General features: G+C 71.3%; 15 protein-coding genes and 2 tRNA genes. 13 read left to right on the top strand and 4 right to left on the bottom strand.

Annotated features, from left to right (window positions below; all coding sequences use genetic code 11):
• The first annotated feature begins 160 nt into the window (after window positions 1-160).
• The 5 genes from BL254_RS07760 (at window position 161) to BL254_RS07740 (ending at window position 4,589) form a co-directional block, all read left to right on the top strand.
• A complete protein-coding gene (locus tag BL254_RS07760; protein WP_047221338.1) occupies window positions 161-937 on the top strand; it encodes an SEFIR domain-containing protein in 777 nt (258 codons plus the stop codon).
• A complete protein-coding gene (locus BL254_RS07755) occupies window positions 916-1,872 on the top strand; it encodes a CHAT domain-containing protein (RefSeq protein WP_083730915.1) in 957 nt (318 codons plus the stop codon). The genes BL254_RS07760 and BL254_RS07755 overlap by 22 nt, the downstream gene beginning before the upstream one ends.
• A 52-nt stretch (window positions 1,873-1,924) precedes the next feature.
• Window positions 1,925-2,128 (top strand): hypothetical protein, encoded by a 204-nt coding sequence (locus tag BL254_RS07750; RefSeq protein ID WP_076842937.1) that lies wholly within the window; start codon window positions 1,925-1,927, stop codon window positions 2,126-2,128.
• 51 nt (window positions 2,129-2,179) lie between these two features.
• Window positions 2,180-2,998: a hypothetical protein gene (locus tag BL254_RS07745; RefSeq protein ID WP_076842936.1), complete on the top strand. Its 819-nt coding sequence runs from the start codon at window positions 2,180-2,182 to the stop codon at window positions 2,996-2,998.
• 124 nt (window positions 2,999-3,122) lie between these two features.
• The gene (locus tag BL254_RS07740) at window positions 3,123-4,589 is read left to right on the top strand and encodes a Fic family protein (protein ID WP_162233154.1); all 1,467 of its coding nucleotides are present in this window, start codon (window positions 3,123-3,125) and stop codon (window positions 4,587-4,589) included.
• Window positions 4,590-4,726: 137 nt separating this feature from the next.
• Here the strand turns inward: BL254_RS07740 and BL254_RS07735 are convergent, their stop codons facing one another.
• Complete coding sequence (locus tag BL254_RS07735; protein WP_047221343.1) at window positions 4,727-4,981, bottom strand: hypothetical protein; 255 nt, start codon at window positions 4,979-4,981, stop codon at window positions 4,727-4,729.
• 215 nt (window positions 4,982-5,196) lie between these two features.
• Between BL254_RS07735 and BL254_RS07730 the strand changes: the two genes are divergently transcribed.
• From BL254_RS07730 to BL254_RS07720, 3 genes are all read left to right on the top strand, one after another.
• On the top strand, window positions 5,197-5,976 hold the full coding sequence (locus tag BL254_RS07730) for a fumarylacetoacetate hydrolase family protein (RefSeq protein ID WP_047221344.1): 780 nt from the start codon (window positions 5,197-5,199) through the stop codon (window positions 5,974-5,976).
• 212 nt (window positions 5,977-6,188) lie between these two features.
• Window positions 6,189-6,260, top strand: a tRNA-Gln gene (locus BL254_RS07725).
• Between the two features lie 59 nt (window positions 6,261-6,319).
• Window positions 6,320-6,392 (top strand) — tRNA-Glu (locus tag BL254_RS07720).
• A gap of 468 nt (window positions 6,393-6,860) precedes the next feature.
• Here BL254_RS07720 and BL254_RS07715 read toward each other — a convergent pair.
• Entirely contained in the window at window positions 6,861-7,166 is a 306-nt protein-coding gene (locus BL254_RS07715; protein WP_013874870.1) for a hypothetical protein, read from the bottom strand.
• 203 nt (window positions 7,167-7,369) lie between these two features.
• Between BL254_RS07715 and BL254_RS07710 the strand changes: the two genes are divergently transcribed.
• Window positions 7,370-9,184, top strand: coding sequence for a sensor histidine kinase KdpD (locus tag BL254_RS07710; protein WP_076842935.1), 1,815 nt, complete (start codon window positions 7,370-7,372; stop codon window positions 9,182-9,184).
• 45 nt (window positions 9,185-9,229) lie between these two features.
• Here the strand turns inward: BL254_RS07710 and BL254_RS07705 are convergent, their stop codons facing one another.
• Window positions 9,230-11,179, bottom strand: a complete 1,950-nt coding sequence (locus BL254_RS07705) for a serine/threonine-protein kinase (RefSeq protein ID WP_076842934.1) — start codon at window positions 11,177-11,179, stop codon at window positions 9,230-9,232.
• 313 nt (window positions 11,180-11,492) lie between these two features.
• On the opposite strand from BL254_RS07705, the gene BL254_RS07700 reads away from it, so the two are divergent.
• Window positions 11,493-12,185, top strand: coding sequence for a Crp/Fnr family transcriptional regulator (locus BL254_RS07700; protein ID WP_076842964.1), 693 nt, complete (start codon window positions 11,493-11,495; stop codon window positions 12,183-12,185).
• 271 nt (window positions 12,186-12,456) lie between these two features.
• Here BL254_RS07700 and BL254_RS07695 read toward each other — a convergent pair whose 3' ends face one another.
• Complete coding sequence (locus tag BL254_RS07695) at window positions 12,457-13,224, bottom strand: IclR family transcriptional regulator (protein ID WP_047221347.1); 768 nt, start codon at window positions 13,222-13,224, stop codon at window positions 12,457-12,459.
• 145 nt (window positions 13,225-13,369) lie between these two features.
• Here BL254_RS07695 and leuC point away from each other — a divergent pair, with 145 nt between their 5' ends.
• From leuC to BL254_RS07680, 3 genes are all read left to right on the top strand, one after another.
• Entirely contained in the window at window positions 13,370-14,767 is a 1,398-nt protein-coding gene (gene leuC / locus BL254_RS07690) for a 3-isopropylmalate dehydratase large subunit (RefSeq protein ID WP_076842963.1), read from the top strand.
• 91 nt (window positions 14,768-14,858) lie between these two features.
• A complete protein-coding gene (leuD, locus tag BL254_RS07685) occupies window positions 14,859-15,476 on the top strand; it encodes a 3-isopropylmalate dehydratase small subunit (protein WP_076842933.1) in 618 nt (205 codons plus the stop codon).
• Window positions 15,477-15,682: 206 nt separating this feature from the next.
• Window positions 15,683-15,979: an HU family DNA-binding protein gene (locus BL254_RS07680; protein WP_013874863.1), complete on the top strand. Its 297-nt coding sequence runs from the start codon at window positions 15,683-15,685 to the stop codon at window positions 15,977-15,979.
• Window positions 15,980-16,084: the final 105 nt, after the last annotated feature.

The following is a 16,084-nucleotide window of genomic DNA, read 5'->3' as shown; positions in this document are numbered from 1 at the left end:
AGCATATGAATGACTTGTTCAACTTTTATCTGAACTGACCGTTTTCCGTATCGGTGAGAGGGCTGTCACCGAAGCATGCTTATGATTCCCCTTGTATGGCGATGGCGGGGGACGGCGTGAGGGACAGCGCAGGCAGCGGTGCCGGTATGGTGATATTCCGGTGACGGATCGTCCGCCGCGGGTGTTTCTCTCCTATGCCCACGAGTCGCCCGAGTACGAGAATGTCGTCCGCGATCTGTGGATCTTCCTGCGGGCGCGGGAGATCGACGCGAAGCTCGACCTGTCGGCGAACGAACGCCGGCAGGACTGGCCGTTGTGGATGCTGGCCGAGGTCCGTGAGTCCGACCATGTGCTGGTCATGGCTTCGCCGGAGTACCGCCGCCGCAGCGAGGGCGAGGCTGCCGCGGACGACGGCCGCGCGGTGCTGTCCGGCACGTCGCTGGGGGAGCGCGTTACGGCGCTGCCGCCCGGGCTCGGCACGGTGTGGGCGTCGCTGCCAGGGAGCCCGGCGGAGGCGGACGCGCGCCTGTCCCAGGCCGGTCACCGGTTGCGGGAGGCGCTGCTGGACGCCGACGCCGCGCGGCGGCTGACCGAGCTGATCGACACGTCTCCCTTCGGCACGGCCGTGGACGTCGTGGTGGAGGCCGACGGCCCGGCGCTGGCACTGCCCTACGAGCTGCTGCGGCTGGCCGACGGGCGGCTGCTCGCGACCATGCCCGGGGTGCGCTTCACCCGCAGGGCCGCCGGGTTGCGCCGGGCCGCGACCGGCCCGCTGAAGATCCTGGTGGCGGTGGCCGCGCCGGAGGAGACCCGGACGAATAACCCGCCGCTCGACGTCGAAGCCGAGATGCAGGCGATCATCGATGCTGTCCGCGGGGTCGCGGGGTCGCGGGGTCCGGGGCCGCGCAGGTCACGATCCTCGAGGTCGCTGGACTGAAGCAGATCGCCGACGCGCTGAGCGGCCAGAGCACGGACGGCGACGATTTCTACCACGTGCTGCACCTGTCCGCGCACGGCTCGGCGTCCACGGTGGAGCTGGAGGACGAGGACGGCAACCCGGTGCCGGTCCGCGCCGAGGAGCTGGTGGACGCCCTGAAGGGTGCGTCCCGCCCACTGCCGCTGATCGTGCTGTCGTCCTGCTCCGGCGCGACCGCGAGCCCGCCCGGCCCGGACAGCCCGGCCGGCTCAGCGGGCTTGGACGGCTCAGTAGACCCAGGCGGTTCAGCGGATCCGGTCGGCTCAGCGGGCTCGGATGGCTCAGCGGGTCCGGATGAGCCGGCCGGCTCGGACGGGCTGGCCGCGACCCTGGTCCGGCGTGGCGCCGACCGGGTGGTGGCCATACAGACGACCGTCACCGACCGTTACGCGACCGATCTGGCCGGGGTGTTCTACGAGGAGCTGGCCACCGGCCGGGCCGGCTCGGTGCCGGCGGCCCTCGCCGCTGCCCGCCGGCAGGTGGACGCCGACCGGCGGACGGCCGCGCGCGCCACGGGCCGCCTCGCCCCGCCCGAGTACGCCACCGCGACGCTGCTGGCCGCGGCCGATGACCCGCCGCTGCTGGACATGGCCGCGGACCCGCGTCCGCTTGCCCGCCCGTTCGCCGCGCCGGCCGGTGGCACCGTCCGCGAGCTGGCCATGGGGGATCTGGTCGGGCGGCGCCGCGAGGTCCGTACCGCGCTGGACGTGCTGCGCGGCGGCCGGGCCGCGGTGGAGCGGTACGGCGCGGTCGCCGGCGTGGTGCTGACCGGGCCCGGCGGTATCGGCAAGACCTCTGCTCCTGCGGTTGCCGAGCCTGCGGACGCTGAACGAGACCGACCGGCGCACCCTGGCCCGGACGGTCGGCGGGCATCCGCGGCTGGTGGAGTTCGTTGACGCGTTGTTGCGCAACGGCGCCGCGAACCTACGGTAGGTCACTGAGCGGATCGTGGGCCTGGCCGACGAACTCGGCGTCGATCTCTCCGAGGATCGCACCTTCGATCGGGCGGTGGATGATGCTCTGCTGCTCGGCAGCCGCGACATCGTCCTGGAGTTGCTGCTCGCGACAGTGACCGCCGATGAGCGCTCACTGCTGCTCCATGCGGCGGTGTCGAACGTTCCCATGTCAGCCGACGATCTTGCATTCRCCTAGCTGGGTGAAGAACCTGACGATCAGCGGCGTCGGATGGTCTCATCGGCGGTTATGYGGCTCGCGGACCGGACACTGCTGTTACGTCTCGACGGCGATGTGCTCGTCCACCCGTGGATCGCCGCCCGGCTCGTCGACGTCGAGCCCGAGACCCGGGCAGAGCGGCACGGTAGGGCAGAGCGCATGCGGCTGGCCCGGCTCGATGCGGGACGCGGGGATTTCGCCGACGTGGTGGAGGTCGCCCGCCACCGCAGTGCCCAGCACAGGTTCGACGACGTCGTCGCATTCACGTTGGACGTCGCCGAGATGCTCACGGGCGAGTCGTCGGTGGCCGCGCTGCTGGGCGAGGTCGTGCCGATGGTACCGCCGGACAGCCGGGGATTTCTCGAGCTTGTCGATCGGGAACTCGCCGCGCTGCTGAACATCGGTATCACCTCGGCGGCGTGGGAGCGCGGCGACACCATGGTCRCCTCCGCCCGGCGGTTGGCGGAGGCGGAGGCGGATCCGACGGATAGTCAGGCGCAACGCGACCTGTCGATCTCCTACGACAGGCTTGCGGCGCTGGCCGTGAAATCGGGGGAAATCGATCAGGCGCGTGCCTACTATGAACTGGATCTGGCGATTGCCAGGCGGTTGGCGGAGGCGGATCCGGTCAATGCCGGCAAGCAGCATGATCTCGTGATTTMGCTCATGCAGCTCGGCCAGCTCCTGTCCGGTAGCGACGACCGTGAGCGCGGCAGTGCGATGCTGGACGAAGCGGCGCGGGTAGCACGTGGAATCGGCCTCGACATAGGCCCTCCGGAAGAGGTCGATCACAGCGGGAGAAGCCCACAACGTCGGCGATGGCCTTTCCGGAGATCGCGGGTGGGCTGATATGACGAGTCCGGGCTTCCCCGGTGCCTACTGGCGTGCATGCGTCATGATCGGTCCGTTTGGGGGCCGGTAGACTTTGATCGTGGTTGACAGTCGTGTGATCCCCTGGCGTGAGGTGCGTCCGGTGCCGACGGTCAACGGCGACCTCGCGCAGGCCCTCGCCACGGTCGACGCGCTCCAGCGGGCCTGGCAGGAAGCCGTGGCCACCGCGAGCCACGAGGACTTCACCGCGGCCCGGTACCGCAGCCTGCGGCGTCACGCCATCGAGACCGGCATCATCGAGCGTCTGTACGACGTCGAGTGGGGCGTGACCGAGGCGCTGGTCGCCGAGGGCCTCACGGCCGAGGTGGCGGCCCGTAACGGCGGGGTGGACGAGGATGTGCTTGAGATCATCCGCTCCCAGTTCGGCGCCCTGACCTTTCTCGCGGATGCGGTGCGTGACGGGGAGGATCTTTCGATCACGCTGGTCCGCCGGGTGCACACGGCGATCTGCGGCCGGCAGGCGACCTACGACGCGACGACGGCGTTCGGCCGGCCCGTCAAGGTACCCCTGCGTCACGGCGCATGGAAGGAACACCCCAATCATGTCCGCCGGCCGGACGACACGACGCTTGAGTACGTCCCGCCGGAGCACGTCCAAAGCGAAATGGACCGGCTGCTGGTCTATTACCGGGAGTCGGTAGGAACCCATCCCGTCGTGCGGGCAGCCTGGCTGCATCACGCCTTCATCGGTATCCATCCGTTCGAGGACGGCAACGGCAGGGTCGCCCGCGCTCTGACGCTTCTGGTGCTGCTGCGGTCGAAATACGCGCCGCTGGTCGTCGACCGTTTCACCCGCGCCGACTACATCGCCGCGCTCGACCGCGCCAACGACGGTGATCTGCGCGACCTCGTGCGCCTCTTCGCCCGGCTGGAGATCGTGGCTCTCCGATCGGAGCTCGAGCGTCCCGCCCGGCCCGAGACGGATGGCGCGGGAGCGGTGGACGTCGCCCGTTCCTACGTCGGACGGCTGCGAGCCGTCCGACAGGGCAGCGACCAGAACAAGAAGGAGCGGGCCGAGGATCTTGCTCGACGGCTCCAGAACCTTGTCGTGAACTACCTGACGGATCTGGGTGAAAGCATCCGGACGGAGTTTTCCGCGATTGATGAGGACACCCGGGCGAAGGTGCACACAGGGGCACCTCCGCAGCCCGAGGCGCACTGGTGGCGGGCGCAGATCATACGGGCGGCGCGCGAGGCCGACTTCTTCGTCAATCTCCGTGACGGAACCTGGTGGACGAACCTTCGCCTGCGGGTGCTGAAGCAGACCCTGCGTTTCGTCGCCGTCATCCAGAAGGTCGGGCATGGTGAAACCGGAGTGCTTGCGCTCACCGTCCTTGCTGAAATCGTCGCGGATGCCGAACCGGCACCGGTTGACGAGGCCGGTCCGGGTGGGCGGGTTCTGCCGGTACAGGCCCTACGGCCCACCGAAACGGAGAGCGCGACGTTCGTGTACACCGACGAGCCGGAAGCCCGCTGGCCGGAGGTAGCCGCTCTGCTCGATCACACGCTCGCCGCGGCCCTCGCCGTGTTCGCGGACGGACTGGACTGACGCCCGCCGACCGGGCTGACATTCGTCARCCGGCCGGGCTGCTCGCTGACGGGACAGGCCGCCAACGTATGGACGATCTATGGATGGGAGCAGGCCGCGGACCGGACCCGTCGGGAACGGGCCGCGGACCCTTGGGGTTATTCCTCGATCTCCTCCCACCATTGGCACCACCAGTCGCCGCCGACGAGGATGCGCAGCTTGGGGTGCCAGCAGTAGGTGATGTCCTTGTCGGTGTCGAGGTAGTACAGGCAGTTGTCGCACCGCTCGGTGCCGTTGGGCTTGCCGCGCAGGATGGCGTCCTCGGCGAGGTGGCCGAGCTTGACGCTCAGTTCCTCGTCGATGGGCTTCGGCTCCGGCGCGCCGACATCGTAGACGGGTGTGATCTCGCTCACCTGGCTCCTTCCGGACTGGCGCTGTGTGGACGTGCACTGAGGGCGGGCGTGCACTGGGGTGCGCGGCTGAGGGTATGCGTGATTCGAGGGCATGCGAAACCGGTCCCACGCCCTCCTGCGATTGTGGCCTCCGCCGCCCGTTGGATGACGAACGGGCCGTTTCGGCAGCCCCACCGGCTTCGCCGGCCGCGGGTTGGCCGGTTAACGTCGGCAGGGTGCGTATCGCGAGGTTCACAGACGGGACGGAACCGGCCTTCGGCGTCGTCGAGGGCTCGGTCGAGACGGGCGAGGCCACCGTGGCCACGATCACCCCCCATCCGTTCGGCGCGTTCAGCTTCACCGGGGCCCGGCACGCGCTCGGCGACGTGCGGTTACTCGCGCCGGTGCTGCCCAGCAAGGTGCTGTGCGTCGGCAAGAACTACGCCGACCACGTCCGGGAGATGGGCGGGGACGCCGTGCCCCAGCGCCCGGTGCTCTTCCTCAAGCCGTCGACGAGCGTGGTCGGGCCGGGGGACCCGGTCGCGCTGCCCGCCGACAGCGACCGGGTCGACTACGAGGGTGAGCTTGCGATCGTCGTCGGGCGGCTGTGCCGGGACGTCCCGGCGGCCCGCGCGCTGGACGTCGTCCTGGGGTACACCTGCGCGAACGACGTGACCGCGCGTGATCAGCAACAGGCGGACGGCCAGTGGACCCGGGCCAAGGGGCATGACACCTTCTGCCCGGTCGGCCCCTGGATCGAGACCGATCTGGACGCCTCCGACCTGGCGATCCGCACCACCGTCGACGGCGAGCTGCGGCAGGACTCACGCACGAAGCTGCTGGTGCACGACATCCCGTCGCTGATCGCCTACATGTCGGCGGCGATGACGCTGCTGCCCGGCGACCTGCTGCTGACCGGGACCCCGGCCGGCGTAGGCCCGCTGAACCCCGGCCAGACCGTGGCCGTCACGGTCGAGGGCATCGGCACGCTCACCAACCCGGTCGTGGCCCGCTGACATCGGCCTGACCGGCCTGACCGGCCTGACCGGCCTGACCGGTGAGCGGCCTGAGCGGCTTGGCCGGCGTGTGGCCGGCCTGTGGCCGGTATGCCGGGCGGCGCTGGCGGGCCCGGGGAGCCGGGCCGGCGCGCCGACGGAGCGTCGGCGCGGTTGCCGCCCTGCTCCCCGTGCGGATGCGGTACAGTGGGCCTCGCCCGCAAGGGCAGCCTTGGGGTATGGGGTAATTGGCAGCCCAACGGATTCTGGTTCCGTTAGTCTAGGTTCGAGTCCTGGTACCCCAGCTTCAGATGTTCCTCGCTGTAGAGTGAGGGCCGTTTGAAGATGGAGAAAAGAACAGTTCGGCCCCGTCGTCTAGTGGCCTAGGACGCCGCCCTCTCAAGGCGGTAGCGCCGGTTCGAATCCGGTCGGGGCTACATCGGAATAGGGATGGCAAAGGCCGTCGACCTGAGTGATCATGGTCGGCGGCCTTTGTTCCGCGTCCGATCCGTTGTGCCGCTCGTGCGGCGGCCGGCCGCACCAGATACCTCGCCAGGTTCTGGCGTTGACCTCTGGTGGAGCCCATCCGTGCGCGGTTACGCTGATCTCCGACAGCGCGATCTCGCGATAACGCCGCGCCGGAGGCAGCCTCCGCGAGGCGTTCTCACGGGGCAGCGTTACGACGTGTGCGGCCAGGCAGGGAGGTGAGCGGGTGCTGTTCGACGAGGTGCTTGCCGAACCCGGTTTCACGCGGGACGACCTGTTGATCTGACAGGTCGTCATCGACATCAGGTCGATTGCTGTGAGCGAAGCGATATCCGTGGCGCTGTGAGACGGCTCTGTCGGGCCGCCGTGCCAGCCGGGCCGGCACGGCACCACCCGATCGGGCTATCGGACCACCGGGGCTATCGGACTACCGCGAGACGGGGGAGGGAGGCGGGATGACGGGCCATCGCGCACTCCCGGCAGCCGCAGGAGCTCGGGCCGCCGCGGCCGTGGACGGTCTCACCCGTCCGGCGGCCGGTAGTGATCAGACGCAGCCGGGGGACGGTGCCCTCGGCCGGCTCCTTCGTGGCCACCGCCTGCGTCGTCGCGGCGAGCGAGGGCAGCGGAGTGAGTGGGGTGAGCGGGGACGTCGGGCCGGCGCAGGTCGGGTCCATGGCGGCTGCGGCGCAGGTCGGGCTGGCAGCGGTCAGGGTCACGGGGAGCACAGGGTCCTCCTCCTACGGCGGCCCTTCCGAAGGCCACCTTGCAGCCCACAGGTTGTCGAAGTGGGCACGCACCGCGCCATGCCCCTTTTGAACCTGTTGCGGACTGGTGAAGATGGTCTAGTCCCAGGTAGGCATGCTTGGCATGGCACACCATCCTTGACGGCCATGGTGCGTCCGATGGTGATCGGTGCAGGATAGCCCGGATGTCCTCCGCGGCCCCTGTACCTGACCGGGCGCGGCGTCGCCACGGTGGTGYGCGCGCCGGCCGGGTTCGCCGTGTCGATTTGTCGGATTCCGGCAGCCGGTCCGCGGCGGTGGATCCCGCGAGCGTCACCAGTAAGATCGGCGAGGAGCTGCTGGAGTGGATGCCGCACGGGCGCGGCCTGCCCACCGAGGACTGGGTCGCCCGGCACCGGCTGCTGGTCTGGGTCCTGGCCGTCCACCTGCCCGCGATCGTTGTCTTCGCCTGGTACCAGGATTTCCGGATCTGGCAGGGCCTGGCCTCGACCGCCCCGTCCGCGGTGCTGCTGGGCGCGGCCGTCATGCCGGGTGTGCGCCGGCTGCGGGCGCTGGCCACCAGCCTCGGGCTGCTGTGCAGCTCGGTGGTGTTCGTCCACCTCTCGCACGGGCAGACCGAGGTGTACTTCCACTTCTTCGTGGTCGTGGCCCTCATCGCCCTGTACGAGGACTGGACGGTCTACCTGCTGGCGATCGCGTTCGTGTTCGTGGCGAACGGCGTGGTGGGCGACCAGATCGTCATGGCCGAGCGCACCGGGTCGTCCTGGGTGTTCGCCGCGGTCAGCGCGGCGTTCATCTGCGCGCTGGCGGCCGCGCAGGTGATCTTCTGGCATTTCAACGAGCAGGCGCGGCGGCGGGCCGAGCACTTCCGGGCGCAGCTCTACGAGGGGCAGCAGAGCCTGATGGCCCGCCTGGAGGAGACCGACCGGATCCGCAGTGACCTGGTCGCCACCGTCTCCCACGAGTTCCGCACGCCGCTGACCGGCATCCGTGGGACCCTGCTCACCATCAAGCGCCGGCGGGACAGAATGTCCCCGGCGCAGCTCGACGACATGCTCGACTCGGCGGTCAGCTACTCCGACCGGCTGTCCCGGCTGCTGGAGAACATGCTCACCGCGGCGACGGCCACCGGCACCGAGGAGAACAGCGTCGCGGACCTCCCCGAGGTCGTCAACGAGGTCCTCGCGACCCTGTCCTACACGCCGACGACGGCCGCCAACGTCACCGTCGACGTCCCGCCCAACCTGCCCGTGCGGATGGCCCGGCAGGCGCTGCACCAGGTCGTCGCGAACCTCGTCGACAACGCGCTGGTGCACTCCTGGCCGGGAGCGCCGGTACGGCTGATCGCCGGACGGGTGGGCGACGAGGTGATCCTGCGGGTGCGCAATCCCGGCCCCGACCTCGACCCGGCCACGATCCGCCAGCTCTTCGAGCCGTTCACCCAGCGGGACGGGACGGCCACCCGGGAGACCGACGGCGCGGGCATGGGCCTGTACGTCGTGCGGCGCCTGGTCGAGGTCCACGGCGGGCGGCTGCGGATGGCCTCCGAGGACGGGGAGATCATCGTCGAGGTCGACATGTGGGCGGCGGTGCCTCGTCAGGGCACGGTCGACCCGCGGCCTTCGGCGGGCGTCCGGGCGGCTTTCGACCGGTCCGCGGTGGGCGCTCGCGTCCCGCAACGGCCCACGCTGCCGCTGGCCCGCGAGTTCGGCCGTCACACCCGGCAGGGCCTGCGCCCGGGGGAGAACGGCCGGCCAGGCCTGCGTTCCGGTGAGGATGCCCGCCTCGGCCTGTGGTCCGGTGAGAACGTCCGGCCGGGGCTGCGGTCGGGCGAGGACCCCGAGCCGGGCCTGCGGTCGTCGTCGGGGGACGATGCTCGGTCGGGCCCGCGCGCGGACGAGGAGGCCCGCTCCCGGGCCGCCGAGGAGTCCCGGTCGGGTCTGCGGGCCGCTCCGCCGCTGTGGTCGAACCGGCCGCGCCCGATCGACCGTTCCGGCTGACCGACGGCCGTTACGGCTGGCCGGTGTGACGGCCAGCCTGGGTGATCAGCAGTTGTTCGCCTGCAGCTTCAGGCTCACCGGCTTGCTTCTGCCGTAGCTGGTCCCCGGCGCGACCGACTGGGTGACGACGGCCCCGATCTGTTTCGAGTTCAGGCACTCGTACACGTAGGGGATGTTGGTGAAGCCGACCTTCTTGAGGGTCGCCGCGGCGTCGTCCAGCGTCATCCCGACGACGTTCGGCACGTCCGAGCAGTCGTTGGCCTGCAGGTACAGGCGTACCGCGGACGTTGTCGCGATCCGCGTGCCGGCCACCGGGTCCTGGCGCACCACATTGCCCGTGTCGGGGGAGCGGTAGCAGTCGTACACGTAGGGGATGTTGCTGAAGCCGGCCCGGCGCAGGGCCGCGGACGCGTCGCCCAGCACCATGCCCCGCACGTCCGGCACCGCCACCCGGGAATCCGCCGGTGATGACGGTGGCGCCGGGGGCGGCGCGGTGCTCGGGGCACCGCCAGGCCCGCCGCCGGGGCCGGCCGGCCCGCTGGTTGGCCCGGCGCTGGCCTGCGTCGTGGGGTTCGCGGTGGGCAGCGCGGATACCGCCGCGGCCGTGGCAACCGCCGCCGGTGCCGGGCCGCCGGCGGCGCCCGGCCCAGAGGTGGCTACCGCGGTGTCCGGTGCGTCCGTCGTGGTGATCAGCGGCCCGCCCGCCACGGCGGCCGTCGTACTGTCCGGGCTCCGGTCGCCGCCGAGGCCGGCGGCCAGGGCCCACGACCCGGCGCCGACGAGTACGGCGGCCGCGACACCGGCCACGACCAGGACACCGGCGCGGGCGGACCGCGTCCGCGGGTGTTCCCCCACCGGCGGCGACGGCTGCGCGGCCAGCTGTGCCGCTGCCGACTGCCCCGGTGGTGGCTGCCCGACCGATGGCCGTGCCGCCGGTGGGACGGCCGGCCCGGCGACGGCGGTCCGGGTGTACTCCGACTCGTCCTTGTCCTCGTGCTCTTGGCCCGCCACGTACGCGGGGGATGCCGCCGTCGGTGAGAGCAGGGTCGCCGGGTCGTCGTCCTCGTCGGGCGGCTGCCGCGAGGCGACCACGACTGTCGCGTCGGGATCCGCCGGGGTCCCGCCGTCCGGCGGCCCAGCCGCCTCGAAGGCGTGGCCGTGCCGCTTCTTCCCGTCGGCCAGCGCGGCCCGCAGCTCCAGGCGGGCCGCCTCCGCGGTGGCGGGCCGCTCCGAGGGGCGTTTGGCCAGCAGGTGGCACACGGCGTCCCACAGCGGCCCGTCGATCCCGTCGATCGGCGATGGCGCCTCGAAGGCGTGTGCCCGGATCATGGCGATCGGGTTCGGCGCGACGAACGGGGGCCGTCCGGCCAGCAGTTCGTAGAGGACGACCCCGGCGCCGTAGAGGTCGGCGGCGGGGCTCGCCCGGGTGTGCTCGGCGAGTTCCGGCGCCATGTACATCGGTGTGCCGATCGCGACGCTGAGCCTGGTCATGGACGGGCTCTGGGTCAGCCGGGCGATGCCGAAGTCGGTCAGCATGGCCCGGGCCGGCCCGCCGCCGCTGGTGTCGACGAGAATGTTCGCCGGCTTGACGTCCCGATGGACGACGCCGGCGGTGTGGACGACGGCCAGGGCCGAGAGCACCTGCCCGACGAGCCGGACCGCTTCGGCGGGCGGGAGCCGGCCGTGCGCGCGCAGGTAGCCGCGCAGGTCTGTCCCGTCCACGAGGTCCATCACGATCGCGAGGGTGCTGCCCTCGGCGACGATGTCGCGGACCTTCACCAGGTGCGGGTCGTCGAAGGCCAGCAGGACCCGGCGCTCGCGCAGGAAGCGGTCGACGATCTCCGGGTCGTCGGACACCTCGGGCCGCAGGATCTTGACCGCTACCAGCCCGTGGTCGCCGGTACCGTCGTCGACCCGTTCGCCCCGCCAGACCTCGCCGCTGGCACCCCTCCCGAGCGGCTGGTGCAGAACGTAGCGGGAACCCAGCCTGCGCATCGCCGGTGCTCCCCCCTGTGCGCGCATCAGCCGTGGTACATCCGGCCGGGATGCCCGGCCGGGACACCCGGCCAGACACCGTGGTGCAGGCCCGGTGACCAGGACCTTATGACGGAAACGCCACTAGCGGGCAGGAGATGCTCGCGTAGTCCGTCGATCATTGCGGAAAGTGTGAGAATCATGGCGGTACGGTGTCGCGGCGCTGTACCGGTGGCAGCCTCCGTTTTTGTACCCGAGCAAAAAGGTACTCTGCGCCACCAGCTCTGTGACAGAAGGAAACACGTGACCGCAGGTGACACGGACGGGCGTGGGCATGCTCGRCGGTGAACGCGAACACGCCCAGATGAGCCCGCGGGACCGGCTCGCGCTCGAGGCGCTCGGGACGGTCCGACACTACGGGCAGGGCGACGTCCTGTTGCGGGAGGGCGACCGGGCCGACCTGGTGATGATCGTGCGGACCGGGCGCGTGAAGGTCGTGACCGTCGCCGAGAGCGGGTACGAGACCCTGCTCGCCCACCGCGGCCCCGGTGATCTCATCGGTGAGATGGCGGTCATCGACGGCGGGACCCGGTCGGCGTCGGTCGTGGCGGTGGAGTCCGCGCAGGTGGTCGTCGTGTCCGCCGAGGCGTTCCGGACGTTCGTGGCCACCCATCCCCAGGTCGTACGGGCCCTGGTCAGCTCGATCACCCGGCGGCTGCGGGAATCCGACCGGCGCCGGTCGGAACTGGGCGCGTACCCGACCGGCATCCGCCTCRCCCGGCACCTGCTCGAGCTCGCGCACCGGCACGGGGACAGGCAGCCGGACGGCAGTATCGCGATCACGCTGCGCGTGACACAGCGTGACCTTGCTGCCGCCATCGGATCGTCCCGGGAGTCCGTCGGCCGGGACCTGCGGACCTTCCGGTCGGACGGGCTGATCGCGAACAGGGGACGGACGCTCGTCGTCCTGAACGTTGCCGCGCTGCGAGCGTTCGCTTATGGCGAAAGCACGGGCCGCCAAATGTGACAGATGACGTCGTCGGTCCACCTGCTGCCCACTACGACAGGTATGGGCGGGAACGCCTTCGTCCGAGGCGCTCACGAGCTGCCCACGAGGCGTGGACGTTCTCACCCCCGGTGACCCGACGAGGCCGGGTCACCGCCGGCCGCGCCAGGTTGGGCGGAGCCAGCCCGCGGCGGGTACAGGGGGTCCGCCGCGGGTACTGGAAGGCCGCAGGCCGCTACCCCGCCTCGACGAGCGGGCCCAGGGCCACCGGTGGGACCGGCCGCTCAGCCGCTCAGCCGCTCAGCCGCTCAGCCGCGGCGGCGACGGCGGCCCCGTGACGCTGGCCGGGGGAGCGGGTGAGCCGTTCGACCGGGCCGGACAGGGACAGCGCCGCGACGACCCGACCGGTGGCGTCGCGTACCGGGGCCGACACCGACGCGAGCCCGGCCTCCCGCTCGCCGACGCTCTCGGCCCAGCCCCGCCGCCGCACCCGTTCCAGGGTGGATGCTCCGAAGACCGCGCCCGCCGGCGGTTCCGCAGCCCCCGCCGGCGCGCCCTCGGCCCTGCCCACGGCCCCGGTCGTGGGCAGGGCGCGGGCGTCCCGGCCCGGGAACGGGTCCGCGCCGAAGGCGAGCAGGACCTGCGCTCCGGAGCCGGCGGTCATCGGCAGCATGGTCCCGACCGGGACGGTGTCGCGCAGGCCGCTGGCCCGCTCGGCGGCGGCCACGCACACCCGCACGTCCCCGCGCCGTACGTAGAGCTGGGTGCTCTCCCCGGTGGCGTCCCGCAGGTGCGCGAGTACCGGCGCGGCGGCGGCCAGCAGGGCCCACGGCAGCGGTGCCGCGCCGCCGGCGGCCAGCCGTGGGCCGGGCACGAACCGGCCGCTGGGGTCGCGTCCGACCAGCCGGTGCACCTCGAGGGCGACGGCCAGGCGGTGGGCGGTCGCCCGGGTCAGCCCGGTGCGGGCGACCAGGTCGCCCAGGGAGGCGGGGGAGGTTTCCACCGCGGTCAGCACAAGGGCCGCCTTGTCCAGCACACCGACTCCGCTAAGCTGTTCCACACATTGATACTGCCATCCCAAATAATGAGATGCACGGGGGTGTACGAGGTTTCGGATGGCCCGGGTCAGTGATCCGCACCGCATGTTCGTCACCCCGCCCGGCGCTGCCGGACGGGCCCGAGAAAGCCACCTGAAGGAGTGGGCCATGGGGCGCACACTCGCGAGGAAGGTCTGGGACGCCCACGTCGTCCGGCGTGCCGACAACGAACCCGACCTGCTCTACATCGACCTGCATCTCGTCCACGAGGTGACCAGCCCGCAGGCGTTCGAGGCGCTGCGGCTGGCCGGCCGGTCCGTCCGCCGCCCGGACCTGACCATCGCCACCGAGGACCACAACGTCCCGACCGCCGACACGCTGCTGCCGATCGCCGACCCGGTCTCGGCGGCCCAGGTCGAGGCCCTGCGCAAGAACTGCGCCGACTTCGGCGTCCGGCTGCACCCCATGAACGACCCCGGGCAGGGCATCGTCCACGTCGTGGGCCCGCAGTTGGGCCTGACCCAGCCGGGCATGACGATCGTCTGCGGTGACAGCCACACCTCCACCCACGGCGCGTTCGGCGCGCTCGCCTTCGGTATCGGCACCAGCCAGGTCGAGCACGTGCTGGCCACCCAGACGCTGCCGCAGCGCCCGCCCAAGACCATGGCCGTCACCGTGGACGGGGCGCTGCCGGCCGGCGTGACCGCCAAGGACCTGATCCTCGCGATCATCGCCCGGATCGGTACCGGCGGCGGCCAGGGCCACGTGATCGAATACCGGGGTGAGGCCGTCCGGGCGCTGTCCATGGAAGGCCGGATGACGGTCTGCAACATGTCCATCGAGGCGGGCGCCCGCGCCGGCATGATCGCTCCGGACGAGGTGACCTTCGCCCACCTGCGGGGACGCCCGCACGCCCCGGCCGGGGCCGCCTGGGACGAGGCGGTGGCCTACTGGCGCACCCTCGCCACCGACGACGACGCCACCTTCGACCGCGAGGTCGTCATCGACGCCGCCGAGCTCAGCCCGTTCGTCACCTGGGGTACCAACCCGGGGCAGGGCGCGCCGCTGGCCGCCCGGGTCCCCGACCCGGCCGACTACGCCGATCCCGCGCTGCGGGCCTCGGTCGAGCGGGCCCTGGCCTACATGGCGCTCACCCCGGGCACGCCGCTGCGTGACGTCGCCGTGGACACGGTGTTCATCGGCTCCTGCACCAACGGGCGCATCGAGGACCTGCGGGCCGCCGCCGAGGTCCTGCGCGGGCGGCGGGTCGCCGACGGGGTGCGCGTACTGGTCGTCCCGGGTTCGATGGTGGTGAAGGCCGATGCCGAGGCGGAAGGGCTCGACGAGGTCTTCCGCGCCGCCGGGGCGCAGTGGCGCAGCGCGGGCTGCTCGATGTGCCTCGGGATGAACCCGGACACCCTGCGCCCGGGGGAGCGCAGCGCGTCCACGTCCAACCGCAACTTCGAGGGACGCCAGGGGCCCGGCGGTCGTACTCACCTGGTGTCGCCGGCCGTCGCCGCGGCCACCGCCGTCACCGGGCGGCTGACCGCCCCGGCGGACCTCTGACCCCGCGGCCGGCCATCCCGGCCGGTCCTCGTGACCGGCAGCCCGGCCGGCCCCCGCGACACCTCACACCGACGAAGGGAGCGCACCCGCGATGGAGGCGTTCACCACCCACACCGGCCGGGCGGTGCCGCTGCGGCGCAGCGACGTCGACACCGACCAGATCATCCCCAGCGAGTGGCTGAAGCGGATCGAACGCACCGGCTTCGGTGCCGGGCTGTTCTCCGAGTGGCGGGCCGACCCCGCGTTCGTGCTGAACAACCCCGTCCACGCCGGTGCCACGATCCTGCTTGCCGGCCCGGACYTCGGTACCGGCTCGTCTCGTGAGCACGCTGTGTGGGCGCTACAGGACTACGGGTTCAAGGCGGTGATCTCCGCCAGGTTTGCCGACATCTTCCGTGGTAACGCTCTCGGTAACGGGCTGTTGGCCGTCGCCCTGCCCGCCGCGACGGTCGAGGCGCTGACCAGCCAGGTCGAGGCCGACCCCACCATCGAGATCACCGTCGATCTGGGCGCTCGCGAGGTGCGCGCGCCCGGGCTCGTCGCGGCCTTCGACATCGACGACTTCACCCGCTGGCGGCTGCTGGAGGGCCTCGACGACGTGGGCCTGACACTGCGCCACCAGGACGCCGTCACCGCCTTCGAGGCTACCCGGCCCGGCTGGYTGCCCACCACCGTACCGGTCCCGGCAGGAGTCAGCGAAAAACATTGAATGTTACGAAACGTAGTCCATCGGAGGATCGCCGGCATCCTCCCGATGGCATCGGATGATCTAGAAGGGCCGCTGACGTGCATGTTTGTGTCGCGCGACACGCGCACGGGAATTGCCCTAACCGGTGGACATGCCTACGGTGCAGCGCAGTGTGATGCCCGATCTGCTYCCTACCCCGCGCCCGCGGGGGGCGTCCGGAGGTTGTTGTGAACAAGTCCCAGTTGGTTGATCGAATCGCTCAGCAGATCGAGGGCGGGCGGTCGAACGCGACCAAGGCCGTCGATGCCGTCTTCGACGCGATTCAGGAGGCCGTCTCCGCCGGTGAGAAGGTGACCATCACGGGGTTCGGTGTCTTCGAGCGCGTCGAGCGGGCGGCTCGTACCGGTCGTAACCCCGCGACGGGTGAGCCGGTGCACGTCGCCGCCTCGGTCGTGCCGAAGTTCCGGCCCGGTTCGGAGTTCAAGGCCAGCGTCTCCGCCAGCGAGGATCCGCAGGACAACTGAGCACCAGGACCACCGGCCTCGGAGGTCCCGCGAAGTTGGCTCGGCACCACCGAAGGCTGTGTGATCATGGAGTGATTGCGCAGCCGGAGGCTGGGAAAGTCGACA

The organism is Protofrankia sp. BMG5.30, assembly GCF_001983005.1.
Classification (GTDB): domain Bacteria; phylum Actinomycetota; class Actinomycetes; order Frankiales; family Frankiaceae; genus Protofrankia; species Protofrankia coriariae.
Note: the sequence above shows the minus strand (reverse complement) of the source record. Positions and strands in the feature narration are given on the sequence as shown.

Excerpts from the sequence above, each read along its gene's own strand:
- BL254_RS07705 (WP_076842934.1), bottom strand. The coding sequence starts at position 11,179 with ATGCGCAGGCTGGGTTCCCGCTACGTTCTGCACCAGCCGCTCGGGAGG.
- leuC (WP_076842963.1), top strand. The coding sequence starts at position 13,370 with ATGGGGCGCACACTCGCGAGGAAGGTCTGGGACGCCCACGTCGTCCGG.